Genomic DNA, 26,714 nt, shown 5'->3' on the forward strand with positions numbered 1-26,714 from the left:
CGCGGATGCGGTACGGACGGTGGTGACGGTTACTGCCGGAACAGGACGAGGTTCCCCGCTCGGCCGCATAGGTTCGGTGGCGTGCTGGAGAATCGCAGGGCCCTCGCGGGTGACGTGCTGCTCGCGGTCACGGCGTTCGTGCTGGTGCTGCGGCTCAACTACGAACTGGCGACCACCTGGACGCCGGGGCTGGCGGTGGGCGCGGCGGTGCTGATGCTGCTGCGCCGGCACCGTCCGATCGGGGTGCTGGTCGTCGACGTCGCCGTCACGGCGGTGTGCATCCTGCTCGACCGTGCTCCGGCCGGCATGTTCATCACGGCCGGGGTGCTGGCCTACAACGCCGCGCTCTACAGTGCGCGGCGCCGGCCGTGGCATCTTGCGGCGGTCGCGTACGGGACATTCTGCATCTGTGGCACCATTTCCGTGGGTAACGCCTGGTGGACGTCCGCACAGTTCGGACTGTTCGCGTTCGTCTTCGGGGGTGCGGGCGCGGGCGACTCGATCCGGATGCGCCGCGCCTACATCGCCGAGGTCACCGAACGCGCCCGGCAGGCCGAACTGACCCGCGAACAGGAGGCCCGCCGCCGGGTCATGGACGAACGCCTGCGCATCGCCCGGGAACTCCACGACGTCGTCGCCCACCACATCGCGGTGATCAGCGTGCACGCCGGGGCCGCCGACCACGCGCTACGCGGCCAGCCGGACAAGGTGTGGCCGGTGCTGGCGCACATCCGGACCGCCGCGGACACCGTCCTCGAGGAGATCAAAGCGGTGATCAGTGTGCTCCGCGACGAGAACGAGATGGACAGCACCGAACCGGCCCCCGGCCTGGAACGCCTGCCCGAACTGCTCGACGCGTTGCGCGCCACCGGCTTCGAGATCCGCCACGAGCAGCGCGGACCGGAGCGGGAACTGCCGGCGGTGGCTGATCTGGCCGCGTACCGCATCGTGCAGGAGGCCCTCACCAATGCGCACCGCTACGGCACCGGCAGCGCCGTCCTCGACGTCGAGTTCACCCCGTCGGCGGTCAGCCTGGAGATCACCAACCGGGTCGCGGCGCCGAGGCCCGAACGTACCGGCTCCGGATTCGGCCTGCTCGGCATGCGCGAACGGGCCGCCGCCGCCCACGGCACCATCACCGCCGGCCCCCTACCCGGGGGACGTTTCCGGGTACGCGCCACGCTGCCGGCCGTGCCGGTCCTCTCCGAAAGGCCGTCATGACGATCCGGGTACTGCTCGCCGACGATCAGGCGCTCATCCGCGCCGGCTTCAAAATGATCATCGACGCCGAGCCGGGAATGGAGGTGGCGGGCGAGGCCGGCGACGGTCGCGAGGCGGTCACCCTCGCCCACACCAACCGGGTCGACGTGGTGCTGATGGACATCCGCATGCCGCACATGGACGGCATCGAGGCCACCCGGCTGATCTGCGACGATCAAAATCTTGCGGGGGTACGCGTACTGGTGCTCACCACCTTCGACAACGACGACAACGTGGTGCTCTGCCTGCAGGCCGGTGCAAGCGGTTTCCTGGGCAAGAACGTCGCCCCCGCCGACCTGGTCAACGCCATCCGGGTGGTGGCCGCCGGCGAGGCCCTGCTGTCGCCGAAGGCCACGAGAGGCCTGGTCAGCCGATTCGTCGAGCAGGCCCGGACACCGTCGGCGCCCCGGATGCCGGAACTCGACCTGGTCACCGACCGCGAGTCGGAGATCCTGGTGCTGGTCGCCCACGGCCTGTCCAACGACGACATAGCCCGCCGCCTGCACCTCTCACCGTTGACCGTGAAGACCCACGTCAACCGCACCATGATCAAGCTGAACGCCCGCGACCGCGCCCAGCTGGTCGTCATCGCCTACCGCAACGCCCTGCTCCACCCCGGCGACGCGCTGCCCTAGAGGAACTCGGTCACCGCGGCGAGGAAGTCGGCGGGCCGGGTGGCGTGGATCAGGTGGCCGGCGTTGATGGTGGTCAGGCGGGCGTCGCGGAGACGGGCGGCCAGCTCGGCCACGTCCGGCTGGGGGATCGGGCTGGCCGGGCCGCCGCCGATCACCAGGGTGGGGGCGGCGATGGCGGCCACCGTCGCGGACCAGAGGGCGTCGTCCGGGGAGTCCAGCTCGGGGCGGACCTGCTCCACCATCCGCCAGTCGAACGGCAGGTCGCCGGCCGGGCGGGCCGGGGGCGCGGCCGGCCGCGGGTGCGGGAACGGGATGTCCTCCACGACCAGGCGCCGGACCGTGGCGGGACGGGCCGCGGCGACCAGGCAGGCGACGAAGCCGCCCACTGAGTGCCCGATCAGGTCGAACTCGCCGATGTCGAGGACGTCGAGGAGCCCGATCACGTCGCGGGCCATCAACTCCACCGCATAGTCGCCGGGCCAGTCGCTCGCGCCGTGGCCGCGCAGGTCGACCGCGTACACCGTGCGCTCGGCCGACAACGGCGCAGCGATCGTGTCCCAGTCCGCGGCGGTCTTGCCGGTCGCCGGCAGCAGCACCGCGGGGACAGCGTTCCGGGAGGCGGCGGGCCACACCCGCAGCGCGAGAGTGAGAGAGTCGAGCGGGATCTTCCTGAGTTCCGGCATGATGCGATCGTCGACGGCGACCGCGCCGGGAACCAAGCGTTTAGGCCGACAGCAGACCGGGGGAGACATGACGCGGGTGTGGCGCCGGCAGCGGCACCACACCCGCGGACTGGCGTGAGGCGTCAGCCGCCGAGGCTGGTGGCCGCCGAGCGGATCGCCGACGAGAAGTAGCTGACCTGGGTGTAGACGCCGGGCTTGTTCGGGCGGGCGCACCCGTCGCCCCAGCTGACGATGCCGACCTGGACCAAGCCGCTCGCACCGGTCCGGAACATCGGGCCGCCGGAGTCGCCCTGGCAGGTGTCGACGCCACCGGCCGTGTAGCCGGCGCAGATCTCCTCGGCGGCGATCACGTCACCGCCGTACATGCTGCTGGAGTTGCAGGTGGTGTCGCTGACGAACGGGACGGTGGCCTTGCGCAGGTAACGCTGCTGCGAGCCGCCCTCGGTGGCCGCGCCCCAGCCGGCGATGGTGAAGGTGCCCGAGTCGTACGCGGTGCTCGTCGCGATCGGCAGCGTGGCCAGCGTGGTGACCGGGCTGGACAGGCGGATGAACGCCCAGTCGTCGCCGTTGCCGTTGTAGCCGGGCGCCCGGTACACGTAGTTCGAGGTGCGGGTCAGGCGGCTGCTGGACTGCAGGTCGACCACGCCGAGGGTGGCGGTGATCGAGGTGTTGGTGCCGGTGGAGCCGACGCAGTGGGCGGCGGTGAGCACCAGGTTGGGGCTGTACAGCGCGCCGCCGCAGCCCATCGAGAGCCGCACCATGAACGGGAACTCGCCCTGGGTGGCCAGGGTGCCGCCGACGACGTACGGCGTGACGATCTCGTCGTCGTCCGCCGCGACGGCCGCGGTCGGTGCGACCAGGAGGCCCATCGTCGCCGCGGTGATCGCCGCGGCGGCCGTGGCCAGAAGGGTTCGCCATCTGTGCATCTGGTACTCCTCAGTCCGGTCGCGCCCGGTCGGGGCACGTCGCTGAGGGCAGCCTGACATTTACATCAGTAAATATAAATATCTCAGGTCGCTCATACCGCCGACGGATATCCGCCGAGCAGTCGCATCAGGGTGCGGCGCCCGATCCGGGACATCGTCGGATTGGTCGTCGCGTAGTACCAGACCAGGCCCATCGACTGCGCGAACGCCCATGCCCGCCCCCGGTCCCACTCCGCGTCGCCGCAGCCCAGGCGCTCCCGCAGCACCTCCCGCGGGCCGGATTCGAGCAGATGCCACGCACCCACCAGGTCCAGTGCCGGATCGGCCGGCCCGAAACCGCCGACATCAAGCACCCCGGCCAGACGTCCCCCGGCCACCAGCACATTGCCCGGCATCAGATCCTTGTGCGACATCACGTCGGGGTCCGGGCCCCGGGGCAGGTCACCCAGGGCATCCCACAAACACCGCAGATGGTGTACGGGTAAAAGGCGCTCGCTGTTGGCGAAACAGGTCTGCATCCACTCACCCTGGTCGGCGATGACACCCCCGCGTCCGCGGCCGTCGAAGGCGCGGCCGCCGGTGTCCACCGCCCGCATCCCGAGGATCAGCTCGGCAAGGTCCTCGGCGAACCCGGTCGACGCACCCGGGTCGTCGTCGGTGGCGATCGTCCCGGGCAGCCACGTCTGCACCGACCACGGGCGGGGGAATCCCGGACCGGGTTCGCCGACCGCCACCGGCGTGGGCGTGACGAACCTGGTGCGGCCGAGGAGCTGCTGTGCCGCGTACCCCTCGGCGTGAAGGTCCTCGCCCTCGGCGAGCGGAAGGCGCGCCACCAGGCTCTCGCCCACCCGGAAGATGGCGTTGACCGTTCCGGCGGAACGGACCTGCCGCACCGGCAGGTCCGCCCACGCGGGGAACTGCGCCGCGATCAGATTCCGGACCGTCTGTTCGGTGATCTGCACGCGGCCATTATCTGGAGAGGATCAGCAGTACGTCGATTCCTTGCCGATCACCTTGTACGGGCAGTCGGCCACCTCGGCGACCCGCAGCGCGGCCTCCCGGTTCCGGGCGGTCTGCGCCGGGATCACGCTGGCCGGCGGGTAGAAGCCGCCGCCCGAGGCGCTGCCCGGGTACAGCTCGAAGGTGTACGCGAAGATCTTGTGCGTCCCCCAGAGCCAGTCGAGCGAGTCGCCGTCGGTGATGTAAAGGTCGCTGGACTGCTCCGGCGTGTAGCCGTTGGTGGCGGCCAGCTGCGTGCCGAACGTGGAGAACACGCTGTACTGGTCGGCGGTCATGCCGGTGGTGGTGTTCGCCGTGGTGTGCCCGAACGGCCAGAGGACCAGCTGCGAGTACGAGTGGAAGTCGATCGCCGTCTTGATCTGCTGGACGCCGCCGACCACCCGGCTGTTGACGAAGTTGCGGATGACCTGCGTCTCCGGCGCGGAGAACGCCGACGGCCCGCGGTAGGTCGCCGACGACGGGGCGCCGGACGAGCCGCCGCAGCAGCCCCACAGGTAGCCGTAGTTGCGGTTCAGGTCGGTGCCGACATAGCTGGACCCGCTGTTGGGCTGCCGGTTCTTGCGCCACGACCGGTAGCTGCCGGTGGCGACGTCGTACTCGGCGCCGTCCGGGTTCACCAGCGGGATGATCCAGATCTCGCGGCTGTCCACGATGCTCTTGATCCGGGTGTCGCTCGCGTACAGGCTGGTGTACTGGGTGAGCAGGTAGAGCGCCTGCTCGACGGTGAGGTGCTCGCGGGCGTGGTGTGCCGCGTCGTAGAGGACCTCGGGTTCGCTCTCGTCGGTAGCCACGTTGTCCGAGATCTTCACGGCGACGATCTGCCGGCCCTCGTACGAGGTGCCGAGCACCCGTTTCTGCGCGATGGCCGGGTACGCGGCGACCGCGGCGTCGATCGCGGCGAGCGTCTCGGCGTAGTTGTGGTAGGCCGAGTCGGCCGGCGGGAAGTCCAGGATGCCGGCCTCGGGCTCGGCCTCCTGCACGGTGAAGCCGAGCCGCCGCAATCGGCTGACCTCGGCGCCGGTGGCGGTGACCGTGGCCACCCCGTGCTCGATGTTCTCGATCGCGGCACCGGATCGGGCGATCGTGTTGCGCTGCGCGAGCGTCCGCACGTCGTAGATCTCGAACTCGGCGGCGGGGTCGGCGACCGGTTCCGCGGTCGCGGGGGAGGAGGCGCTGAACGCCCCGGTCACGCAGAGGGCGACCGCGGTGAGCACCGCCAGGGAACGCCGTCGTCTCATGAACGACCTCCGGATCTGGGGTGGGAATGGTGCACCCACCCCATCACTAGAAATCGATGAGCGGCAATGTTTTAGGTCATGTCATTAAACCCCGGGTTTCGGTGTGATGGCGGCGTTGCGCGTCAACAGCGACCCGTAACGCGGGCCAGAGGCGTAGGCGGCGCCGGCTGTCTATCGCGCCGATCAGTGCGGCCAGCGCGTCGCGCTCCTGATGCGGGACGAACGCGATCACGATGAGCAGGGGCAGTGCCGCCGATGCCAGTTCCACCACGAGGAAGAAGATGATCACAGCGGCGGCCAGGGCGACGGTGGTGAGAGTGGACAACGGGATCTCCTTTCATGCGCTGAGGGCGGCGGTGACGACGAGCACCAGCGCCAGTCCGAGGGTGAGGAACACCGCGATCGCCGCGGCCATCGATTCGACGATGGCGCCGAGTGGCTCGACGGCGCGCTTCATGAATCTGATCGCGACCACCAGGCAGGTGGCCGCAAGGATGAGGAGGAGTAGGGGCGAGGGATGCGGGAGCGGCGAATCCCACAGATGTGCGTCGATCATTTTCACCACCGGAATCGGGCGGGCGGGTCGATTCCAGCGTCTATTCACACACCTTGAATTTCCAGCTCTATTCACAAGATGCCAATAAATCTAGACATAGATGCTGATCAGATAGGTGGCAGGTGGGTATAGTGCAGTCGGCCACTTGGCTACCTGTGGGGGCGATGGTGCTGATGGTGAGAAAGATTCTGAAGTTTCGCGGTTGGTCTGAGTAGGTGATCTACCATTGAAAGTTTCAGCTGCAGTCCAGCGAGATGATCATTTAAAGTACTGTGGTGACTCTTCCGAGCGGAGTGAATTTCCTCCCCACCTTGGCGATCTGCATCGCCCTTGTCTTCTGCGCATTCCTTGTCGCCAAGCTCCTTGTCGCGGCCCGTTCCGCAGCTTCCCGACCGTCCAAAATTTTCAGCAGTCTTCGGCCCATCGCCAATGTGTGTACCGCGGGATCCTGTCCGACGATCTTCGAGACCGGCACCGACCGGGTCGTCGTGCAGGGATACGCCCTCTCCGCGCGGAAGGCGGGCATCGACGTTCCGGACGGCGAGGCGCTCGTCGAGATCCCGGTGGAGTTGTTGAAAGAGGCGTTGCAGAAGTTGTCCTGATCGATCAAGCATGGGGGGGTGTCGAGCATTAGTTCCACGGACGCCCCCCTCGGCCAGGAGCCGGTCGGCGTCGAGTTGGCGCGGATGCGCCGGGCGCGGGGACTCACCGGCGCTGTGCTGGCCCAGATGGTGGGGATGAGTCAACCCAAGATAAGCAGGCTCGAGCGAGGGCGGGGTCTGCCGGACCCGGCGGATGTCGCGCAGATCGCCCGCGCTCTAGGGGCCGACGAGAGGGCCGTCCTGGGGCTGATGGACCGGGCGGAACAACAGCACGACCGGATCACCGACTGGCGGCCGACGTCGACCAGCCTGGCCAGCCGTCAATCGACGGTGGCCGACTGGGAATCGTCGGTGATGGTTGTCCGGGACTTTCAGCCGGCGCTGCTGGCCGGCCTGTTGCAGACCAGCGGTTACGCCCACGCGGCGCTGCTGGCCTTTCAGCGGCTGTCGACCACCGGCATCGACGAGAGCGCCGAGACGGCCGTCGCGGCCGCGGTGACGGCGCGGATCCGGCGCCAGGAGATCCTCACCGATCCGGCCAAGTCGTTCGCATTCGTCTTCACCGAATCCGCCCTCCGTAACCGCATCTGCCCGCCGATCGGCATGCTGGAGCAGATCGAACACCTGCGTCGCCTGGCCGCCCGGCCCACCGTCGACATCCGCGTCATCCTGGACGACGCGTCGATCGAGGTGCCGCCCCTGCACGGCTTCACCATGCTCGACGACGACCTGGTGATCATCGACGTCTACAACACCGGGCTGACGTCGCGCGGGCGCAACGACGTCGAGCGCTACCGGCAGGTGTTCGACCTGTTCCAGGGCAGCGCCACCGGCGACCTGTCGCCTGTTCTCGACAAGTACCGGAAGCTTTACATCGGGCAGCTCGGATAGGGCGCCGTCAGTCCGGCGGCTCCACCTCGTCGCCGGTGACCGGGTCGGCGGGGTCGCGGTTCAGGTCCTCCACCGGCTTCTCCGGGGTCTCGTCGACGTCGGCGCCTCCGGGGCCGTCCTGGGTGGTGAACTCGGCATACTTCTGTTCAGGGTTGACGTCACTCATGATCAGGGTGGTACCCGTTGCCGGCCGGACGATTCCTCGCGTGCCGGAACTCGCCGGGCAGGTCGGGCGGCGGGGGCGGGGCGCCGAGGTCGGCGGGGGAGTAGCCCCGCGGATATCCGGGGTAGGTGCGGTTGCGGCTCTGCTGCGCCAGCACGGACCGCGTCCGCGGTGGAAAGTGGCGGACGATCCGGGCGCGGGCTTTCAGGGCGGCCTCGGCGGCGACGGTCAGCCAGCGCGGGGCGGCGTCGAAGCCGAACGCCCGGAGCATCCTCTCGTCGAGGAGGCTGCGGACACCGAGTCGCGCTGCCGGGCGCAGGAATCCCGGAAACCAGGACGCGAACAGGTCGATGGTGTAGGTGCCGACCACCCGGTTGTCCTCCGTGTACACGAAGTTCGCCTTCTCGTAGTCGACCTTGAAGTTTCGGAAAGCCTGATAGGTGTCGGGAATGTCGTGGATGCCCATCCGGGAGCCGACCTCCCGGTAATAGTGAAAAGCGGCCACCCGCTCGTGCGGGTGCAGCGGCCGCCAACCGAACCGGTCCAACCAGTCGATCGGGTCGTAGACGAACGTCGACAACACGTACAGCATGTCGTCGTTGGTGATCGCATAACGGCCGTGGGCGCGGTTCACCACCCGCAGCGCCTCCCGGCCGCGGCGAGTCGTACCCGTGGGCGGCGATCTCCGCCATCAGCAGGGCCGTGTCGTCGTAACGCTGCTGCGGCCGGTCGCGGAACTCCCCGGTCGCCGCCAGCAGCTTCGAGATGCTCGGCACGCAGTACGTCCGGAACAGCGCGAACTCCAGTGCCCGCGTGTAGTCCCACGGGAACTCGCGGCCCGCCGACAACCGGTAGATCTCCAGGTGGTCGTCGACCGGGTCCAGCGAGGCGATCCGGTCGCGGACGTCGTAGCGCCCCATCAGCCCAGCATCCCCTTCACCCGCTCCAGCAGCCGCTGCGGGTCGTCGCCGAGCGGGGTCACGTTCAGCACGGTCACCCCGGCCTGCGCGTACGCGGCGATCCGCTCCCGAACGTACGACTCCGGGCCGATCAGGCTGGTCGCTTCGAGCAGTTCGGCCGGCACCGCGGCGGCCGCCTCCTGTTTGCGGCCGGCCAGGTACAACTCCTGGATCCGGTCGGCTTCGGCCGCGTACCCGTACCGGCTGATCAGATCGTGATAGAAGTTGCGGTCCTTCGAGCCCATCCCGCCGACGTAGAGCGCGATCTGCGGCCGGGCCAGTTCGCGCAGCGCCGTCACGTTCTCGCCGATCGCCAGCGGACCGCCGGCCACGATCTCCAGCGGCGGCAGCCCGGCCGGCCGGTGCTTCAGCGCGTCACCCCACACCTGCCCGGCGCGTTCCGGCACGAACAGGAACGGCAGCCATCCGTCGGCGATCTCCGCGGTCATCCGGACGTTGGCGTCACCGAGCGCGGCCACGTAGACCGGGATCCGGTCGCGTACCGGATGGGTCAGCATCTTCAGTGCTTTCCCGCGGGGCGGCAGCGGAAGCTGATAGAGGCCGTCGTGCGTGACGATCTCCCGGCGCCAGACCGCCCGGCAGATCTCGATGATCTCCCGGGTACGCGCGACCGGCCGGTCGAACGGGACACCGTGCCAGCCCTCGATCACCTGCGGCCCGGACGCGCCGAGTCCGAGGATCGCCCGTCCGCCGGAGAGCGCGTCGAGGCCGGCCGCGGTCTGCGCGATCAGCGCCGGGGTCCGGGTGTACAGCGGCAGGATCGCCGATCCGATCTCCAACCGTTCGGTACGGGCGGCCAGATAGCCCATGATCGTGGCGGCGTCGAACCCGTACGCCTCGGCCACCCACACCACGTCCAGGCCGGCGCGTTCCCAGCCGGACACCTGGTCGGCTGCCGTCCGCGGGTCGCCCGCGTACATCAGTGTCGTGCCCAGCCGCATGATCAGCCTCCGTACTTTTGATATTTGATAGCGTCGGTCCGATGGATCGCCCGCAACTCTCCGAAGAGGTCGCCGGTGTGCTGCGCGGCCGCATCATGGCCGGTGAGCTGCGGCCCGGCAGCCGGATCCGCCTCGAGGAGGTGGCCGCCGGCCTCGGCGTCAGCATCACCCCGGTGCGCGAGGCCCTGCTGACGCTGCGCGGCGAGGACATGGTCGAACTCGAACCCCGCAAGGGGTACGTGGTCGCGCCGCTCAGCCGCCAGGACATCCTCGACGTCTTCGGGCTGCAGGGCGACATCGCCGGTGAGCTGGCCGCCCGGGTCGCGACCGCGGTCACCGAGGCGCAGCTGGCCGAGCTGACCCTGGCCGACCGCGCACTGGCCCGGGCGACGAAGGCCCGCAAGGTCGCCGAGATCGAACGGCTGGAGTTCGAGTTCCACCGCGCGGTCAACCGGATGGCGCAGAGCCGCAAACTGAGCTGGTTCCTGCACGTGGCGACCCGCTACACCCCGGTCCGGGTGTATTCCGCGGACCCGTCCTGGCGGGAGTCGATGCGCGGCGATCACGAGACGCTGCTGGCCGCGTTCGGCGCGCACGACGCGGCACAGGCGCGGTCGGTGATGGTCCGGCACTTCACCGACGGCGCCGAGCACCTCGTCAAACACCTCGACGACCTGGGCATCTGGGCGTAGCGACGATCATCGGGCGTGCCGCAGCCGGAACAGGCGCAGCGCCCGTTCCATCACCTTCGGGTCGCGGTCGAGCCGCATCAGATCCATCGGCGGCGCGAACCGCTGCCGGGTCACCGACTGCGCCCGGGAGAACTCGCGCAGCCCGTCCGCGCCGTGGACGCGCCCGAACCCGGAGTCGCCGATCCCGCCGAACGGCAGCGACGGCACGCTCGCGAACCCCAGCACCGCGTTGATCGACGCGGCCCCCACGCGCAGACGCCGGACCGTCTCGGCCGCTGCGCGACCATCGCCGGAGAAGATCGCCGCGGCCAGGCCGTACTTGCTCTCATTGGTACGCGTGACCGCATCGTCGACGCTGTCCACCGGATTGACGACCACCGTCGGCCCGAAGGTCTCCTCGGTGACGGCGGTCGAGTCCTCCGGCACCTCGGTGAGCACCACCGGGCTGATGAACGGCGGGGTGATCGATTCCGGTCCACCGACCACGGCCCGGCCACCCTTCGCGAGGGCGTCCTCAACATGCCGGCGGACGATTCCCGGCTGCTCCGGGGTGGTCATCGGACCGTAGGGGACCTCTCCCGACACCAGAGCACTGAGCCGGGAGAGGAACTCGGGGTAGACGCTGCGGACCACGTAGATCCGCTCGACACCGGCGCACGTCTGGCCGGCGTTGCCGAACCCGCCGAACGCGGCCGCGCGGGCCGCCGCATCCAGGTCGGCGTCCGCAGCAACGATCATCGCGTCCTTGCCGCCGCCCTCGACGACCAGCGGCGTCAGCGTCTCGGCGCAGGCCGCCATCACCCGGCGGGCGGTCGCGGCCGACCCGGTGAACGCGATCTTGTCGACGCCGGACCGGCACAGGGCCGCCCCGGTCGTGCCGTCGCCGACCACGGTCTGCAGCACCGGATCGCCGGCCCAGGCGTCGGCCAGCCACGCCCCGACGCCGGGAGTGTGCTCGCTCGGTTTGAACACCACGGCGTTGCCGGCGGCCAGCGCGTACGAGATGGAGCCCAACGGCGTGTAGACCGGGTAGTTCCACGGGCCGATCACCCCGATCACGCCGAGCGGGTGGTATTCCAGCGTGGCGGCGTGATTGGCGGCCAGCAGACCACTGCTGACCTTGCGGCGCCGCAGGACGCGGCCGGCGTTGCGGGCCGCCCAGTCCAGGTGCTCGACGGCGAGCATCACCTCGAGGATCGCGTCGGCCCGCGGCTTGCCGGTCTCGGCCGCGACGATCGCCGCCAACTCGTCGACGCGGGCGGCGATCGTACGTTTGAAGCGGAGAAGACGGTCCCGGCGCCCGCGGTGACCGAGCGCGCCCCACCGCTGGGCGGCGTCGCGCCCCCGGGTGACCGCCGCCGCGACCTGGTCCGGCCCGGCGACCTCGTATTCCGCAAGCACCTCGGCGGTTGCCGGGGACAGCGACTGAATGTGTGTGCTCGTCATCGAGACCCCTCACATTTGATATTTGATATGTTACGTTCGCTGTCAATGTCTCCTCCCACCAGCACGAACCTTCGGATGGTGACGAAATGACGGTCGATCTCTCCGACGAGCAACGGGCCTTCGCCGAAGCCGTTGACGACTTCTGCCGCCGCGAGGCCGGCACCCGGGCACAGCGCGGCGACGAGGCCCACCACCCCGGGCTGTACCGCAAGATGGCCGACCTGGGATGGCTCGGCGTCACCGTCCCCGAGCAGTACGGCGGGGCCGGCGGCGCGATGGCCGACACCTGCCTCTTCCTCGAACACGTCGCCTACGGACAGGCGCCGATCGGCGGCTTCACCACCTCCGCCATCGTCGCCGCGGCCGTGGAACGCTCCGGCACCGAGGAGCAGAAGAAGACGGTGCTCGGCGGCACCGCATCCGGCCGGGTCTTCGCCATCGCCATGTCCGAACCGGAAGCCGGCTCCGACGTCGCCAACCTGGCCTGCCGCGCCGTGGCCACCGACGACGGCTACGTGATCAACGGACAGAAGACGTGGTGCTCCAACGCCCACATCGCGGACGCGATCCTGCTGGTCGCCCGTACCTCGGCTCATGCGGGCGAGCACGCCGGCCTGACCATGCTGCTCGTCCCGGCCGACTCACCCGGCCTGCGGATCAGCGGCATCGACACGATGGGCGGCCGCGAGGTCAACGACCTCTACTTCACCGACTGCGCGGTCCCGGCCGACGCGGTCGTCGGCACCGTCGACGCCGGCTGGCAGCAACTGATGGCCGGCCTCAACGTCGAACGCCTGATGCTGGCGGCCCTGATGCTCGGCACCGCCCGGAGGGCCTTCGACGACACCATCGCGTACGTGAAGGAACGCCGGCAATTCGGCCGCCCGATCGGCTCCTTCCAGGTGATGCGCCACCGTGCCGCCGACCTGGCCACCGAGATCGAATGCTGCCGCCTGCTGGTCCGGCACACGGCCGCCCTGGTCGACCGGGACCCGTCGACGGTGCTGCCCCGGGAGAGCTCGATGGTCAAGCTGAAGACGACCGAGGTCGCGCGGCAGGTGGCGCTAGCCGGCATGCAGATGATGGGCGGCTACGGCTACGCCACCGAGTACGACATGGAACGGTACGTCCGGTCCACCCTGGTCTCCACCATCTACGGCGGCACCAGCGAGATCCAGCGCGAGATCATCGGCAAGACGTTCGGCCTGTAGTCTCCATCGACGACCCTCAGCGACAGGGATCAGGCCGTCGCCCGCGAGGCCGGGATCATCGTGTACGCGGGGCGGCTGATCCTCGACGCGCAGCCGCCAGTGGACGACGACACCCTCGCGGCGGTGGCCCGCCGTTGTGCCGGAACACCGCCCGGGGGCTGGTCTCGTTGTGGCGGACCGGTTTCGGTGGTCGCGTCGAGTGACGTCGCCTCGAGTGGCGTCGCGTCGAGTGATGTCGCGTCGAGTGATGTCGCGTCGGGCGGTGTTGTGTCGGGTTCGGGCGTTCCGGGTGGGCGTTTGTGGCGGCGGGCTGAGGTCCTCAGAGGAATTGCCGAGCGCTTCGATCCGGGCGGGCATTAGGATCTCGCGTCGGGTGGGGGCATGCCGCTTCGTGGCCACCCCACCTTCGTCCCCGGGCAGGCCGGTGACCTGACGGGAGGGGCGAGCATGAGCCGTGCGTTTCTGCAGCTGGAGGATCTCCACGATTTCGCGGCCGCGCAGTTCGGTTCTGAGCGACGGCTGATCCGCGTGGACCGGCTCACCGGCGGCACCAAGAAGGGCGTCTACCGCCTGCACCTCGACGACGCGACAACCGTGATCCTGTACGTGTGGGCGCCTGACGAGAGCTACTGGCCGACCTCGTCGGTGGTGCCGGACGACCCGTTCACCGACGCGTCGGGCTCCGAGCTTTTCGCCGTGAGCCACGCGGCCCTCACCGCAGCGGGCGTCCGGGTCCCCCGGCTGCTCACCATGGACTGCGAAGGTCGCCATCTCGGCACCGACATCGCCCTGGTGGAGGACGTGGGCAGCCTGAGGCTGGAAACGGTGATGGAGACCGACCCGGCCCGGGCCGCCGGTCTGCTGACCGACCTCGGCGCCACCCTGGGCCGCATGCACACCACCACCGGCCCGCGCTACGGCAAGGTAGCCGAGGTGCAACACGCCGAGGAGCGCGAGAGCACGTCTGTGCAGCGGCTCGCCGAGGACGTGATCGTGGACCGGGCGCTGCTGCACCTGGACCTGACGGCAGCTCGTGAGGAGCGGCTCGCGGAGGCGCATGGGCAGATCGCCGCACACGTGCGGGAGTTGCGCGCCGCGGTTCGGCCCCGCCAGGAATACGGCCTGGTGCACGGGGAACTCGGCCCTGACCACGTGTTCGTCACGCCGGCGGGGGAGCCGGTGCTGATCGACTTCGAGGGCCTGGCCTGGTTCGACGTCGAATGGGACCACGCCTGGATCGAGATGCGTTTCGGCGACCGCTATCCGGATCTGAACCCCGTCGCGCTGGACCCGGACCGGATGGCCCTCTACCGCTACGCCCAGGTGTTGTCGCTGATCGAGGGCCCGCTGCGGATCGCAGACACCGACTTCCCGGACCGCGACTGGATGCTGTGGCTGGCCGGCCTGAACATCGAAAAGGCCCTCGCCGCCGTCGCGCCCCTCTGACCCACGGGCCTTCACGGGATGACTATCTGTTTGCCGAGGGTGTGGCGGGTGGCCAAGTCGGCGTAGGCGCGTGGCCCCTCATCCAACTCGTAACGCCCGCCGACGGTAGGGCGGAGCAGGCCGGTGCCGGCCAACTCGGCGACCTCGCGCATGCCGCCCAACGCGCCCTCGCTGTCGAGCACCAGTTCGGCGGTCACGTCGTCGCGGCCGATCAGGTCGGGACGCGGCGCCGGGAACGTGACGGAGTAGAGGCGGCCACCTGGGCGGAGGGCCGCGGCCGCCCCGTCCAGGCGGTCGCCGGGCAGGACCAGGTTGAGGACGACGTCGGTGCCACCGGGGTAGTGCTCCGCACCGTACGGAATAAGGCGGGAAGCGCCGAGCCCGCGCAGGATGTCGGCGTCAGGCGGGGTGGTGGTGGCGATCACCCGGGCTTTCGTGTCGGCCAGCAACGGGATCAGGGCGGTGCCGATGCCGCCGGTGGCGCCGATGACCAGCACTGTCTCGCCGGGCTGGATCGCGGCGCGGATCAGGAGCGCGCGGGCGACGAGGCCGGCGGTGCCCAGGGCGGCGGCGTCGGCGGGGTCGAGGCCGGGCGGGCGGTGGGTGATGAACGGTGTGTCGGCCTCGACGACGGCGAACTCGGCGAGGGTGCCGGAGCCGAGGGAGGGGCGGTGGCGGCCGGCGATCGGGCGCAGCGCCCGGGGCATCGCGTGGCCGAAGATCTCGTCGCCCGGCGTGTAGGCGGTGACGTCCGGGGCGACCGCGGTGACGGTGCCGGCGAAGTCGGTGCCGAGGGTGTGCGGGAAGGTCAGCTCGGCCACCGCCCGCAGGTCGCCCGCCGCGATCCGCAGGTCGGCCGGGTTGAGCGCGGCGGCTGCTATCCGGACCTGGAGCTGCCCGGGCCCGGGAACCGGCGTGGGAATGTCGGCCACGGTGAAAGGCGAGCCGTAACTGGTGGCGATCACTGCGCGCATCGAGAAACCCCCGGTAAGCGGACCCTGCGGTCATGTTAGGGTCAGGCTAGTCCTAAGCGGACCGGCGGGTCAACTTCTTTAGACTGGGGTGATGACGAGTGATCGACCACTACGTGCCGACGCCGCGCGCAACCGGGCCCTGCTGCTCGCCGCGGCCGAGGCGGCCTTCGCCGAGCGTGGCATGGACGTCTCGGTCGCCGACATCGCACAGCGCGCCGGCATCGGCAAAGGCACCGTCTTCCGGCACTTCGCCACCAAGGACGACCTGCTCGCCGAGGTGGTCCTCGATCGGGTCGGCGTGCTGATCCACACCGGTCAGCGGCTCCGCGACGCGGCGGATCCGGGCGACGCCCTCCTGGAGTTCCTGACCATCGCGGCCGAGCGTCAGCAGCGCGGCGACCTCTCGGTGCTGCGTGACGCGCACCCGGTCAACGACCGGCTGTCCGGCGCCCGCCTCGCGATGAACGGCGTGATCGAGGTGCTGGTGGACCGCGCCCGCCGCGCGGGGGCGATCCGTCCCGACGTCACCGCGGCCGACGTGGTGCTGCTGATGTGCGCCCCCGGACACGTGGCGAGTTTCGCCCCGGACGCGGGGCCGGATCTGTGGCGCCGCTACCTGGCGATCATCTTCGACGGCCTGCGTCCCGCGGGCGCGACGCCGCTGCCGGTGCCACCACCGGACGCCGGCGTCACTCCGTAAGGACGTCTCTGCCGTCCGCAGAAACATTTCCGGGACGGAGCACGCCGGTGGAACTCTCGGGCGGTGACTTCTTTCTCCCTGCAGGCCGTTCCGCAGGACGCCGCGAGTTGGAAAGCTCTCGCCGTCCGGTGTGAGGAGGCGGGCTTCGACGCCCTGCTCGTCCCCGACCATCCGGGGAGTTGCGCATCGCCGTTCGTGGCGCTCGCCGCCGCGGCCGCGGTCACCTCCCGGATCGGCCTCGGGTCGAACGTGGTCAACGCCGGGGTCCGTGAGCCGATCCTGGTCGCCGCCGACGTCGCGACGCTCGACGTGATCTCCGGCGGGCGGGCCCGGCTGGGCGTCGGCGCCGGGCACACGCCGGCCGAGTGGCGGGCGGTCGGCCGGGAACGTCCCGATGTGGCCGGCCGGGTCGACCACTGTCTGGCCTTCACCGAGGCGGTGCGTGCCCTGCTCGACGGAGAACCGGTGCGGGGTGGCGGGCTGGACGGAGAACCGGTGCGGGACGCCGTGCTGGAGAAACCGCGACCGGTGCAGGCCCGGATCCCGCTGACGCTCGGGACCGCCAACTCACGGATGCTGCGCTGGGCCGGTGAGCACGCCGACGTCGTCGGGCTCACCGGGTTCGGACGGACGCTCGAGGACGGCCACCAGCACCAGGCACGATGGCGGCCGGACCAGATCGAACGGCAGATCGAGCAGGTCAGGACCGGTGCCGCCGGGCGGGAGACGCCACCCGAGCTGGAAGCGCTGGTGCAGATGGTCGAGATCACCGACGACGCCGAGGGGGCTGCCGCACCGCACGCCGAACGTCTCGGCATGTCGGTCGCCGATGCCCTGGCGGTGCCGTTCGTGCTGATCGGGACCGCCGGCGAGATCCGCACGAAGATCGCGCGGAACGAGGAGCAGTGGGGCATCACCCGGTACGTCGTCCGGCAACCCGCCCTGGAGTCGATCGCCGAGTCCGTTTTCCGCTAGCGCGGGACGGGCGGGAGGGGGTTGGCTGAGGGGATGCCGGAGAAACGGGCGCTCGCCGCCGCCACCGTCACCGTCGTTCTGTGGGCGTCCGCCTTCGTCGGGATCCGAGCGGCCGCGCCGCACTTCGCGCCGGGGTCGCTCGCCCTCGGGCGCCTGCTCGCCGGATCCCTCGTCCTGGTGGTGTTCCTGCTGGTCAGCAAGCAGGGGCTGCCACCGCGGGCGGCTTGGCGGGGCATCGTCATCTCCGGGGTGCTGTGGTTCGGCGTCTACATGGTCGCCCTCAACTGGGGTGAGCAGCTGGTCGACGCCGGCACCGCCGCGATGCTGGTCAACGTCGGCCCGGCGGTGATGGCGCTGCTCGCCGGCTGGCTGCTCGGCGAGGGTTTCCCGCCTCGGTTGCTGCTCGGCATCGCGATCTCGTTCGCCGGGGCGGTGGTGGTCGGCGTCTCGATGTCCGGCGGCGGTCGGTCCTCGGTCCTCGGCGTGGTGCTGTGCCTGGTCGCCGCGGTCACCTACGCCGCCGGGGTGGTCGCGCAGAAACCCGCTCTGCGGTACGCGTCCGCGCTGCAGGCCACCACGTTCGGCTGTGTGATCGGCGCGGTGGCGTGTCTGCCGTTCGCCGGTCAGCTGGTCCACGACGTCGCCGAGGCACCGGCCGGCGTCACGCTCAGCGTCGTCTACCTGGGGGTCTTCCCGACCGCGGTGGCGTTCACGACGTGGGCCTACGCGCTGGCCCGCACGACGGCCGGGCGGATGGGTGCGACCACCTACGCGGTGCCGGTCGTGGTGATCCTGCTGTCCTGGGTGTTGCTCGCCGAGGTCCCCGGCTGGCTGGCGCTGGCCGGTGGCGCGTTGTGCCTGGCCGGCGTCGGGGTCTCGCGGTCCCGGCCACGGGTGCGTCCGGTGGAGGCGGCGCCTGCGTCGCGATGATCGCGGTCCGGGTCACGCTGGTCGCGCTGACCCTGTCCACGTTCACCTTCGTCACCACCGAGACGTTGCCGATCGGGCTGTTGCCGCTGATCGCCGCGGACGTGGGTGGCAGCCTGTCGCAGGCCGGTCTGCTGGTCACCGTGTACGGCCTGGTCGTGGTGGTGGCCTCGGTCCCGCTGACCCGGCTCACCCGCCGGTTGCCGCGGCGGTCGCTGCTCTGCGGCCTGCTGACCGTGCTGATCGCCGGCAACCTGGTGTCCGCGCTGGTCGACGGCTACCTTCCGCTGATGGCGGCGCGGGTGGCCACGGCGCTGAGCCATGCGCTGTTCTGGGCGGTGGTCCCGCCCGCGACCGCGGCTCTGGTCGAGGCCCGGGAGCGCCCGCGCGCTCTCTCCTTCCTGTACGCCGGAGGCTCCGTCGCCGGACTCGCGGGCGTCCCGGCCGGCACCTGGCTGGGCCAGCAGACCGGTTGGCGGGTCGCCTTCGGGGCGCTCGCCGGACTCGGCGTACTCCTGCTGGTGGTCGTGGTGGCAGTGATGCCGCGGGCGCCGATCGGCGAACGGGAGACGGCGACCGGCACCGCCCCGGACGCCGGACGGTACTGGGCGATCATCGTCTACACCGCGCTCGGCGTCGGTGGCGCGTTCTGCTCGTTCACCTATGTCAGCCCGTTCTTGACCGAGGTGGCCGGCCTGCCCGAGTCCGCTGTCGGCGGTCTGCTGTTCGTCCGCGGTCTCCTCGGCGTGGGCGGGGCGTTGGCGGCGGGTTACCTGGTGGCCCGCAACGGGTGGCTGACCATGACCGGGGTGCTCGGTGTGCAGACGGTGGTGCTGGCGGTGCAGTGGCTGTTCGCGGGCGAGCCGGTGCTCGTGGTGGCGTCGCTGGCGGTGTCCGGGTTCTGCCTGACGCTGATGGCCTCCGGTCTGGGCGCCCGGGTGCTGGAGACCGCGCCGGACAGTTCGGACATGGCCGCGGCCGGCGTCTCCACCGCGTTCAACGTGGGGATCACCGCGGGCGCGTTCCTGGGTGGGGTGCTGATCCCGGTCGGCGGGCTGCGGGCGACGCCGCTGGCGGGCGCGGCGTTGTCCGCGGCGGCGTTCGCGGTGGTACTCCTGGAACCGGTCGTCTCCACCCGGCGGCGCCCGGCGTTGGTCACGGCGACGGACACGACTGATCAGGAGACCGCCGATGGGTGAGAGCGCACGAGCCGGCGCGACCGTTCTGGGGTACGCGATCCGCGTACTCGGAAAGCTGCCGCGACCGGCGCGACGGGCGGTCCTCGGCCGGGCCACCGCGGGGGAGTTGCCGCCGGTGCCGGATTACGTCCGGATGATGGAGATCGCCGGCGACATGCCGGACACCGGTCCGACCGACGGGGAGTTGTTCGCGCGCTTCCCGGAGCTGGCCGCTGTCGAGGTCAGCGAGCCGGCCGCCGGGGTGCCGGCCCGGCTGTACCGGCCGGCCGGGGAGTCAGGCGCCTCTACGCTGGTCTGGGTGCACGGCGGCGCGTTCGTCGGCGGCAACCTGCGGATGGCCGAGTCGCACTGGGTGGGTCTGGCGCTGGCCGCGCGGGGCATCCCGGTGCTCGCACTCGACTACCGCAAGGCGCTGCACGGTGTCCGGTTCCCGGCCGCCTCCGACGACGTGCTGACCGGCTGGACCTGGGCGGTGGAGAACCTGCCGGCGGAGCATCTGCATCTCGGCGGGGCGAGTGCGGGCGGCAACCTGGCCGCCGGGGTCGCCAAGCGCCTGCGTGACGGCGCCGGTCCGCTGCCGGCGTCGCTGGTGCTGGCCTATCCGGTGTTCCACGCCGAGCTACCGGAGTGGAACCCGACTGCTCTCGCGGCGATCCGGGACAACCCTGGGGTGGTCTACTTCTCGCCCGATTGGGTCCGCGACATGAGCCGGCACTACGCGGGCGACGCGAAGATCCTGGAGGACCCCTATGCGTTCCCCGCCAACGGTGATGCCGCGGGCACCCCGCCCACGATCATGCTGAACTGTGAGGCGGATACGCTGCGCAGCTCCGCGCAGGTGTGGGCGGAGCAGCTGCGGGCGGCCGGGGTGACCGTCGCCGAGCATCAGGAGCCCGGCGCGGGCCACGGATGCCTCGGTGAGCCGTTCTCGGTGGCCGGTCAAGCGATGCTCGACCGGATTACTTCCCACCTGCGGAGGTGGTGATCACCACTGTCATTCTTCTTGAGGTTTCAACATCGGCGGACGATGCTCGTCTGTGAAACTTCAACAACTAGGGGGAACGTATGACGGTCACACTGGGCCTGCCCGCGACCAAGGTGCGCACCCGGGTCGTCGTGCCGCTGCAGTTCCCGGACGGCTACACCACGACCGCCGACGTCGTCACGTTCACCGGACTGGCCGACGGGCGCGAACACCTGGCCCTCGGCCTCGGCGACTGGCGGGGCGCCGTGGCCGCCGCGGCGACCGGCGGCACCGCGCCGCTGGTCCGCCCGCACAGCGAGTGCCTGACCGGCGACGTCTTCGGCAGCCAGCGCTGCGACTGCGGACCACAGCTGCGCGAGGCGGCGGAACGCATCTCCGCGGAGGGCGGCTTCCTGCTCTACCTGCGCCAGGAGGGCCGCGGCATCGGCCTGTACGCCAAGCTCGACGCGTACGCGCTGCAGGACACCGGCCTCGACACGTACCAGGCCAACCTGGCACTCGGCCACGCCGAGGACGAGCGCGACTACACCCCGGCCGCGCAGATGCTCACCGCGCTCGGCGCCGACCGGATCCGCCTGCTCAGCAACAACCCGGACAAGGCCACCCAGCTCACCGGCCTGGGCATCGAGGTCACCGAGCGCATCCCCACCGGCGTGCACCTGTCCGACGCGAACGCGCGGTACCTCACCGCCAAGCGCGACCACACCGCGCACACCATCGACCTCCCGCTGGCCGGCTGACATGCTCGAGACCGCTGTGCCCACCACCGACATGCTCGACCGGGACTGGATGCACGCCACCATCACCGTCTCCCGGCACGCCCCGCGCGTCCCGGACCGGTACGCCGTCGGCGCCATCGTCGTCGGCGGCGACGGGATCGTGCTGGCCACCGGATACACCGGCGAGACCGACCCGCACGAACACGCCGAGGAGGCCGCCCTGGCCAAACTCCCGGCCGGCCTGGACCTCTCCGCCGCCACCATCTACTCGTCGCTGGAGCCGTGCACGACCCGCCTGTCCCGCCCGGTGCCGTGTGCCGGGCTGATCCTGGCCGCCGGAATCGGCCGGGTCGTGCTGGCCTGGCGCGAGCCGCTGCTCTTCGCCGACTGCGACGGCGTCGAAACCCTGCGCCGGGGCGGCGTCGAGGTGGTCGAACTGCCGGATCTCGCCCAGCACGTCCGGGACATCAACGCACACGTGCTGCTGCCCGGGCTGACCCCGTGACCCGCTGGCTCGACGAGGCCCAGCACCAGACCTGGCTCAACCTCGCGCAGCTGCTCATGCGGCTGCCCGCCGCCCTGGACCGGCAGCTGCGCGAGGACGCCGGCATTCCGCACGCGTACTACCAGATCCTGGCGATGCTCAGCGCGGAACCGGACCACAACATGCGGATGACCGACCTGGCCCGGGTCGTCGGCACCACACCCAGCCGCCTCTCGCACGCGGTCACCAGCCTGGAACAGCGCGGCTGGGTGGAGCGCACCGCCTGCCGCTGGGACAAACGCGGCCAGCTCGCCCAGCTCACCGACGACGGGATGGCGTACCTGGAGACGATCGCCCCCGGCCACGTCGACGAGGTCCGTCGCCTGGTCTTCGACCACCTCTCCGAGGCGGACGTCGCGTGCCTCGGCTCGATGATCGATAAGCTGCTCCCCACCCTCAACCAGACCTGACGCCGCGGGAGCCCACTTGTCCATGCTGTGGGAACAACACTGCTGCCTGCCCCTGACCCGGCAGGCCGATCTCGGCCAGCTCGACCGGTACCGCCGGCCGGGCGGCAGCTACGTCTCGGTCAACGCCGGCTACGCGCCCTCGCACGGCCACGACTTCGTCACCGACCTGCTCGCCGACTGGCGCCCCCGTATCGAGGCCGACGACAGATTCCGGCTGGTCGGAGACCTCGACGACCTCGACTCCGCGCAGATCACCGTCGGGTTCGACCTGGAGAACTCCGCACCCCTCGAAGGCGACCTGAACCGGGTACGCGAGTTCTACGACCTCGGTGTGCGCACGATGCTCCCGGCGTACAACAACCGCAACGCGGCCGGCGGCGGCTGCCTCGACGCGGTCGACGACGGCCTGACCGCGTACGGCCGCGATTTGATCCGCGAACTCAACGCGGTCGGCATGGTCGCCGACGGCTCACACTGCGGCGCCCGGACCGCCCTGGACATCAGCGACGTCACCACCAAGCCGATGATCTACAGCCACTCCTGCATGCGCTCGCTCTGGGACCACCCGCGCAACATCACCGACGAGCAGGCCCGCGCGTGCGCCGCAACCGGCGGCGTCGTCGGCATCACCGGCATCGGCATCTTCCTCGGCCCCAACGACGCGTCGCTGGACGCCTTCGTCCGCCACATCGACTACGCGGTCGAACTGGTCGGGCCGGAACACGTGGGCCTCTCCAGCGACTTCTCCTTCGACGCCGACGAGGTCAACGCCGAGGTCGCCGCCAACCCGGAACTCTTCCCGGACTGGTTCACCCGCTGGGGCCCGATCACCTTCACCCCACCGGAGGGCCTGCTCGCGGTGGAGGGGGCGCTGCGTTCCCGCGGCTACCCGGAAGACGCGATCACCGCCATCCTGGGCGGCAACTTCCGCCGCGTCGCCGCCGCCTGCTGGGCCTGATCAGCCTCGCCGGCTGAGCCGACCCGCACAGCGGGCGGTGGGACTGCCGCTCTCGCTGTCCTGACATTCCCTGTTCAGAAGGCACTTCTCTTTTCGGTAGGCCTCCGCAGCCCTTCAATGAAGGGCTGCGGAGGAAAGTGCTGACGTCCGTGAACCGCGCAACGGAAAGACCCGTTGTACGTGTAGTAAATCCGGTCGAAGCGCGAAGGAAAGGGAAGTAGAATGCCGCATTACGGCTATGACATGGGTGACGCCGTCAGGACTCACTACCAAAATGCGATAAACAAGGGGGCGATGCTGCCGAAAACTCTGGACGTTACAAATCCCCTCGACGTGTGGTCGAAGAACCTTTCTAACGGAACGGAATTCGCCAGCGCACGGGAGAGGCGGATCTTTTTGCAGGACGGTCTAATTCCGACTCGATTCTGGGTGGACAGGGGCGGCGAGAACTACCAGCTCCATGATCCTTTCCATGAGATCTCATCGAGCAGGGCGACAGCGGAGACGCGTCTAGCCATCCGGCACGAGGCCGCGGTGGAGATCGCTCGGGCGCAGCAGCATCATGCGCCGCAGCCGGCGTACCATGCCGGACATCAGGCTGTGCCTCAGGCGCCGCAGCATTATGCGCCGCAGCCTGCCTACTATGCCGGACATCAGGCCGTACCCCAGGCGCAGCAGCATTTTGCGGTTCCCGTGATCCTCGACCCCCGAGTCGCGGCCTTGCGGAGCTCGAGCTCCGTTCCGGCTCCCGCGGGTCAGAGCCTCGGAACCCCCCGGGGCACACGCGTCCCCTTCGGAACCCCGGGACAGAGTTCGTCCAGCGGGCACAATCCGGGCCGGTAGTCGCAGTTGGTCGGAGGCTTGCGGGAATCGCCGGCCGCCGATTCCCGCAAGCGCCCGATTCGGCAGGCACATCGAACGCCGAATGGTCCTTGACCGAGCAGGCCTTGACTTGCCGGCGACATGATCGCAGCCGAGATCCACGCCCTTGACGAGTCGACGGCGCCGGCGCGCTGGGTCGTCTACTTCCTGGACCGGACGTAGAGAGCCAAGGTCCCGTTCTTCACCCTCCACACCCCGGCCTGCGTGAAGTCCCTACTCAGCGGGGGGCGCAGGTCGGCGCGGCCGTCCACCGGGTCGGTGCGGCGGCCGTAGAGCGCCAGCCAGACCCGCTGGGCGCCGGCCAGCCGGGTGGCCGGGTCGGCGACCTCGGTCGCCCGGAGGGTGGCGTTGCGGGCGGCGGATCGTTCCATCAGGACGTCGCGCGGGCGCAGGGCCTGATGTCGCAGGTAGTAGTCCACTCCGGCGCGCATGGTCCGGCCCTGGCTGTAGACGATGGCGTCGCCGGGCAGCTGGTCGCGGCGGATGACGTCGGCCATGGTGCGGTAGTCGCTGCCGTTCTTGAGCGTCGGCTGCCGGACGGCGATGTGCCCGGGGACAGCGGAGGCCGCGACGAGCAGCATGATTAGCGACAGCCGGGGGAGGCGGGCCGGCGGGCGGTCCGCGGTCAGGGACGCGGCGATCGCGACGGCGACCGGGATCAGGGCGAACAGCAGGTAGCGGTTGACCCAGAAGGACACTCCGGCGAACGCCAGGACGCAGATCAGCACCACCGGGGTGAGGGCGGCCGCCGCCATCTCGAGGGCCGTCCGCGACGGCCGGAGGAGCAGCGGCACGACGAGGAGACCGAGCAGTAGCCATGCGAGCTGCGGCGATCCGATGAGCAGTTCGGGGAACGCGTACACCGACTTGATCGTCATGGGTTCCACCCAGTGCAGCTGGGTCGTCCGCTGCCGCAGCCCCCACCAGATCAGCGGGGCGACCGCGAGCAGGGTGCCCAGCAGCGCGACGGCCCAGCCCACCGGTAGCCGCCGGCGGATCAACAGGATCGCCACGTGCCCGGCCACCGCCACGAGGCCGACCAGGCTGAACAGGCCCAGCCCGGTGAGCGCCAGACCGTAGCCGGCCCACCGTCCCGGCCCGGGCCGATCCAGCGCCCTGAAGAGCAGCAGCAGGGCGAAGACCGAGAACAGACAGGCCATCGCGTACGGGCGCGCCTCTGCCGCGTACCGCGAGATATTGGGTACGAGGCAGAGCAGTCCCCCGGCGACCAGTCCGGCCGTGGTGCCGGCCAGCCGCCGCCCGAGTTCCCCGGTGAGTGCGGCGGCCCCGGCCATCGCGAGGATCGACGGCAGGCGCAGGCTGAGAACCGCGTCGCCGAACAGTTCCGTCCACACGTGCATCAGCAGGTAGTACGCGCTGAACACGGCGTCGATGTGCGGCGCCAGCCCGGCGATCTGCGCGACGGTGCGGTCGGCCACGTCCGCGGTGGCGATCTCGTCCCAGCTCAGCACCGTTCGGGTGGCCCCGACGAGCCCGATCACGAGCATGGCCGCGCCGGACACCACAGCGGGCAGCCACCGCCGAATCCGGGTGACCATGAGCCGCGGACGGCTCTCGGCCGATCGGGATGGCGACCGTCGACCGATGAGGACGGACGACTCCGCGGCGGCGGGCGCGGGTGACTCCCAGCGGTCCGACAACGGCGTGTTCACATGGTCTCCTCGGATCGAAGCAGACGACCAAGGTGGCACAGGCGACTGGAGGACTACTTCCGATGCGATGAAGTCTGGCAGTCATGGGTGATGCGATCGATGAACGCGATGCCCACGGCGCGGCCGTCAGGCTGCCTGCCGTCGCCTGCTCACGTCTGTGAACCTCGACGGCCGCCTCTCCGTTGACAGTGTGGTGCTGAAGCCTTCGCGCATCCCGGGAAAACGGCGCAGCCGACGGGCGGTTCACCGATTTATCGCATCAGGTAAGGACTTAGAATGGCGCCGAATGGAACACCCTCGTCAATTCCAGATTCCTCGCAGAGTTCTATCGGTGGTTCCGAATATTACGCGACGCGCATCATCGATGCTTGGGAAAATAGGGAGCACGTCGATCTGTGGAGGGCGATTCAGGGGATACCCGAACCCGGTGAACTTGTTTCTGGAGTGGTGGAGAATATCCGGGTCAGGCGAGGCTCGGAGCTGCTATCCGAAATGGCGGATGTCTCTGACCGGCTTGGTCTGAAATGGTTCTCAGATGCTTCTCGGAGACATCTGAGCGGTTTATCGGATGGTGGCCCGAGGGGTGAGAGGTCAAAGAGAACGTCCCCCACGTCGAAGGTCAAAGCCGATCGCTTCAGATCGCGCAGTTTCAGGACCTGGCTCATTGATGTGTTCGGGAAGCCGCGGCGAGTTCAGGCGGAGAGTTCCAGAATAGACTTGCTTCAAGGGGCTTCGGAGGTCCGGACTCCGGATTCGTTGGAGGCGGGACCGAATCCCATTGCGAAATGGGTGCGTCAAGCAGATGAGGCCAGGCGTAACGCGGGCTCGGAGGCCGGACGGAATCGACCTCGCGCCGCCGAGGGGGCTGATGTGCGTGCCAAGGCTGCCGGGATCGTCTCGCCCGCCTCCTCAAGGGTTGATGCCGGTAGAACATCTTCTCCTGTGCCCGCCGATAGTTCCCTGCAGGGGAGTTCGCGACGTACCGCGCCGGGCTCGCCACCGCCGAGGCGTAAGTGAAGAGGGTCTGAACCTGAGGTGCACGGATCGTCCACTGGGAGGTCCTGGCCTCGGAACGGAC

28 protein-coding genes and 1 pseudogene are annotated in these 26,714 nt (G+C 70.0%); 16 read left to right on the forward strand and 13 right to left on the reverse strand.

Annotation, left to right across the window (positions count from 1 at the left end):
- The first annotated feature begins 81 nt into the window (after positions 1-81).
- Both WH85_RS00925 and WH85_RS00930 read left to right on the forward strand, forming a co-directional pair.
- Positions 82-1,221 (forward strand): sensor histidine kinase, encoded by a 1,140-nt coding sequence (locus WH85_RS00925; protein ID WP_045739648.1) that lies wholly within the window; start codon positions 82-84, stop codon positions 1,219-1,221.
- Positions 1,218-1,895, forward strand: coding sequence for a response regulator (locus WH85_RS00930; protein WP_045739649.1), 678 nt, complete (start codon positions 1,218-1,220; stop codon positions 1,893-1,895). Before WH85_RS00925 ends, WH85_RS00930 begins: the two co-directional genes overlap by 4 nt.
- Here the strand turns inward: WH85_RS00930 and WH85_RS00935 are convergent.
- From WH85_RS00935 to WH85_RS00960, 6 genes and pseudogenes are all read right to left on the reverse strand, one after another.
- Positions 1,892-2,578 (reverse strand): alpha/beta fold hydrolase, encoded by a 687-nt coding sequence (locus WH85_RS00935; protein ID WP_045739743.1) that lies wholly within the window; start codon positions 2,576-2,578, stop codon positions 1,892-1,894. The genes WH85_RS00930 and WH85_RS00935 overlap by 4 nt on opposite strands.
- 122 nt (positions 2,579-2,700) lie before the next feature.
- Entirely contained in the window at positions 2,701-3,504 is an 804-nt protein-coding gene (locus WH85_RS00940) for a S1 family peptidase (RefSeq protein WP_083448686.1), read from the reverse strand.
- Between the two features lie 92 nt (positions 3,505-3,596).
- Positions 3,597-4,466 carry an aminoglycoside phosphotransferase family protein gene (locus WH85_RS00945; protein WP_045739650.1) on the reverse strand — a complete coding sequence of 290 codons (870 nt, stop codon included), beginning with the start codon at positions 4,464-4,466 and terminating at the stop codon, positions 3,597-3,599.
- A 24-nt stretch (positions 4,467-4,490) separates the two neighbouring features.
- Positions 4,491-5,762, reverse strand: a pseudogene (locus WH85_RS00950) (M14 family metallopeptidase); the annotation flags it as partial.
- Positions 5,763-5,838: 76 nt separating this feature from the next.
- Positions 5,839-6,087 carry a hypothetical protein gene (locus tag WH85_RS00955; protein ID WP_045739652.1) on the reverse strand — a complete coding sequence of 83 codons (249 nt, stop codon included), beginning with the start codon at positions 6,085-6,087 and terminating at the stop codon, positions 5,839-5,841.
- 12 nt (positions 6,088-6,099) lie between these two features.
- The gene (locus WH85_RS00960; protein ID WP_045739653.1) at positions 6,100-6,318 is read right to left on the reverse strand and encodes a hypothetical protein; all 219 of its coding nucleotides are present in this window, start codon (positions 6,316-6,318) and stop codon (positions 6,100-6,102) included.
- A 275-nt stretch (positions 6,319-6,593) separates the two neighbouring features.
- Between WH85_RS00960 and WH85_RS52125 the strand changes: the two genes are divergently transcribed.
- Positions 6,594-6,920: a hypothetical protein gene (locus WH85_RS52125; RefSeq protein ID WP_211275248.1), complete on the forward strand. Its 327-nt coding sequence runs from the start codon at positions 6,594-6,596 to the stop codon at positions 6,918-6,920.
- Between the two features lie 18 nt (positions 6,921-6,938).
- On the forward strand, positions 6,939-7,811 hold the full coding sequence (locus tag WH85_RS00970; RefSeq protein WP_083448687.1) for a helix-turn-helix domain-containing protein: 873 nt from the start codon (positions 6,939-6,941) through the stop codon (positions 7,809-7,811).
- A 7-nt stretch (positions 7,812-7,818) separates the two neighbouring features.
- Here WH85_RS00970 and WH85_RS49820 read toward each other — a convergent pair whose 3' ends face one another.
- The 3 genes from WH85_RS49820 to WH85_RS00980 all read right to left on the reverse strand — a co-directional run bounded on the left by WH85_RS49820 (position 7,819) and on the right by WH85_RS00980 (position 9,895).
- Positions 7,819-7,977, reverse strand: coding sequence for a hypothetical protein (locus WH85_RS49820; RefSeq protein WP_157410661.1), 159 nt, complete (start codon positions 7,975-7,977; stop codon positions 7,819-7,821).
- Positions 7,970-8,611, reverse strand: coding sequence for an oxygenase MpaB family protein (locus WH85_RS00975; RefSeq protein WP_245673763.1), 642 nt, complete (start codon positions 8,609-8,611; stop codon positions 7,970-7,972). Before WH85_RS00975 ends, WH85_RS49820 begins: the two co-directional genes overlap by 8 nt.
- Before the next feature lie 282 nt (positions 8,612-8,893).
- The gene (locus WH85_RS00980; protein ID WP_045739654.1) at positions 8,894-9,895 is read right to left on the reverse strand and encodes an LLM class F420-dependent oxidoreductase; all 1,002 of its coding nucleotides are present in this window, start codon (positions 9,893-9,895) and stop codon (positions 8,894-8,896) included.
- A 41-nt stretch (positions 9,896-9,936) separates the two neighbouring features.
- Between WH85_RS00980 and WH85_RS00985 the strand changes: the two genes are divergently transcribed.
- Positions 9,937-10,587, forward strand: coding sequence for a GntR family transcriptional regulator (locus WH85_RS00985; protein WP_045739655.1), 651 nt, complete (start codon positions 9,937-9,939; stop codon positions 10,585-10,587).
- 6 nt (positions 10,588-10,593) lie between these two features.
- On the opposite strand, the gene WH85_RS00990 is transcribed toward WH85_RS00985, so the two are convergent.
- Positions 10,594-12,033 (reverse strand): aldehyde dehydrogenase family protein, encoded by a 1,440-nt coding sequence (locus tag WH85_RS00990; RefSeq protein ID WP_045739656.1) that lies wholly within the window; start codon positions 12,031-12,033, stop codon positions 10,594-10,596.
- An 86-nt stretch (positions 12,034-12,119) separates the two neighbouring features.
- Between WH85_RS00990 and WH85_RS00995 the strand changes: the two genes are divergently transcribed.
- Positions 12,120-13,244 carry an acyl-CoA dehydrogenase family protein gene (locus WH85_RS00995; protein ID WP_045739657.1) on the forward strand — a complete coding sequence of 375 codons (1,125 nt, stop codon included), beginning with the start codon at positions 12,120-12,122 and terminating at the stop codon, positions 13,242-13,244.
- Positions 13,245-13,691: 447 nt separating this feature from the next.
- Positions 13,692-14,690 (forward strand): phosphotransferase family protein, encoded by a 999-nt coding sequence (locus WH85_RS01000; protein WP_045739747.1) that lies wholly within the window; start codon positions 13,692-13,694, stop codon positions 14,688-14,690.
- An 11-nt stretch (positions 14,691-14,701) separates the two neighbouring features.
- Here WH85_RS01000 and WH85_RS01005 read toward each other — a convergent pair whose 3' ends face one another.
- The gene (locus WH85_RS01005) at positions 14,702-15,664 is read right to left on the reverse strand and encodes an NADP-dependent oxidoreductase (RefSeq protein ID WP_045739658.1); all 963 of its coding nucleotides are present in this window, start codon (positions 15,662-15,664) and stop codon (positions 14,702-14,704) included.
- A 91-nt stretch (positions 15,665-15,755) separates the two neighbouring features.
- Between WH85_RS01005 and WH85_RS01010 the strand changes: the two genes are divergently transcribed.
- From WH85_RS01010 to WH85_RS01050, 9 genes are all read left to right on the forward strand, one after another.
- Positions 15,756-16,364 carry a TetR/AcrR family transcriptional regulator gene (locus WH85_RS01010; protein ID WP_045739659.1) on the forward strand — a complete coding sequence of 203 codons (609 nt, stop codon included), beginning with the start codon at positions 15,756-15,758 and terminating at the stop codon, positions 16,362-16,364.
- A gap of 63 nt (positions 16,365-16,427) precedes the next feature.
- Positions 16,428-17,339 carry an LLM class flavin-dependent oxidoreductase gene (locus tag WH85_RS01015; protein ID WP_045739660.1) on the forward strand — a complete coding sequence of 304 codons (912 nt, stop codon included), beginning with the start codon at positions 16,428-16,430 and terminating at the stop codon, positions 17,337-17,339.
- 33 nt (positions 17,340-17,372) lie between these two features.
- Entirely contained in the window at positions 17,373-18,269 is an 897-nt protein-coding gene (locus WH85_RS01020; RefSeq protein ID WP_045739661.1) for a DMT family transporter, read from the forward strand.
- Positions 18,266-19,465, forward strand: a complete 1,200-nt coding sequence (locus WH85_RS01025; RefSeq protein ID WP_045739748.1) for an MFS transporter — start codon at positions 18,266-18,268, stop codon at positions 19,463-19,465. Before WH85_RS01020 ends, WH85_RS01025 begins: the two co-directional genes overlap by 4 nt.
- Positions 19,458-20,450, forward strand: coding sequence for an alpha/beta hydrolase (locus WH85_RS01030; RefSeq protein WP_045739662.1), 993 nt, complete (start codon positions 19,458-19,460; stop codon positions 20,448-20,450). Before WH85_RS01025 ends, WH85_RS01030 begins: the two co-directional genes overlap by 8 nt.
- An 80-nt stretch (positions 20,451-20,530) precedes the next feature.
- Positions 20,531-21,190 (forward strand): GTP cyclohydrolase II, encoded by a 660-nt coding sequence (locus tag WH85_RS01035; RefSeq protein WP_045739663.1) that lies wholly within the window; start codon positions 20,531-20,533, stop codon positions 21,188-21,190.
- A gap of 1 nt (position 21,191) precedes the next feature.
- Positions 21,192-21,674, forward strand: coding sequence for a deaminase (locus tag WH85_RS01040; protein WP_052720049.1), 483 nt, complete (start codon positions 21,192-21,194; stop codon positions 21,672-21,674).
- Positions 21,671-22,123 (forward strand): MarR family winged helix-turn-helix transcriptional regulator, encoded by a 453-nt coding sequence (locus tag WH85_RS01045; protein WP_052720050.1) that lies wholly within the window; start codon positions 21,671-21,673, stop codon positions 22,121-22,123. Before WH85_RS01040 ends, WH85_RS01045 begins: the two co-directional genes overlap by 4 nt.
- Positions 22,124-22,145: 22 nt before the next feature.
- Complete coding sequence (locus WH85_RS01050) at positions 22,146-23,081, forward strand: dipeptidase (RefSeq protein WP_083448688.1); 936 nt, start codon at positions 22,146-22,148, stop codon at positions 23,079-23,081.
- A gap of 510 nt (positions 23,082-23,591) precedes the next feature.
- Here the strand turns inward: WH85_RS01050 and WH85_RS49825 are convergent.
- Complete coding sequence (locus WH85_RS49825; RefSeq protein ID WP_157410662.1) at positions 23,592-23,762, reverse strand: hypothetical protein; 171 nt, start codon at positions 23,760-23,762, stop codon at positions 23,592-23,594.
- A gap of 341 nt (positions 23,763-24,103) precedes the next feature.
- Positions 24,104-25,636 carry a glycosyltransferase family 39 protein gene (locus tag WH85_RS01055; protein ID WP_157410663.1) on the reverse strand — a complete coding sequence of 511 codons (1,533 nt, stop codon included), beginning with the start codon at positions 25,634-25,636 and terminating at the stop codon, positions 24,104-24,106.
- Positions 25,637-26,714 lie beyond the last annotated feature (1,078 nt).

The sequence above is a fragment of the Actinoplanes rectilineatus genome (genome assembly GCF_000962825.1).
Classification (GTDB): Bacteria; Actinomycetota; Actinomycetes; order Mycobacteriales; family Micromonosporaceae; genus Actinoplanes; species Actinoplanes rectilineatus.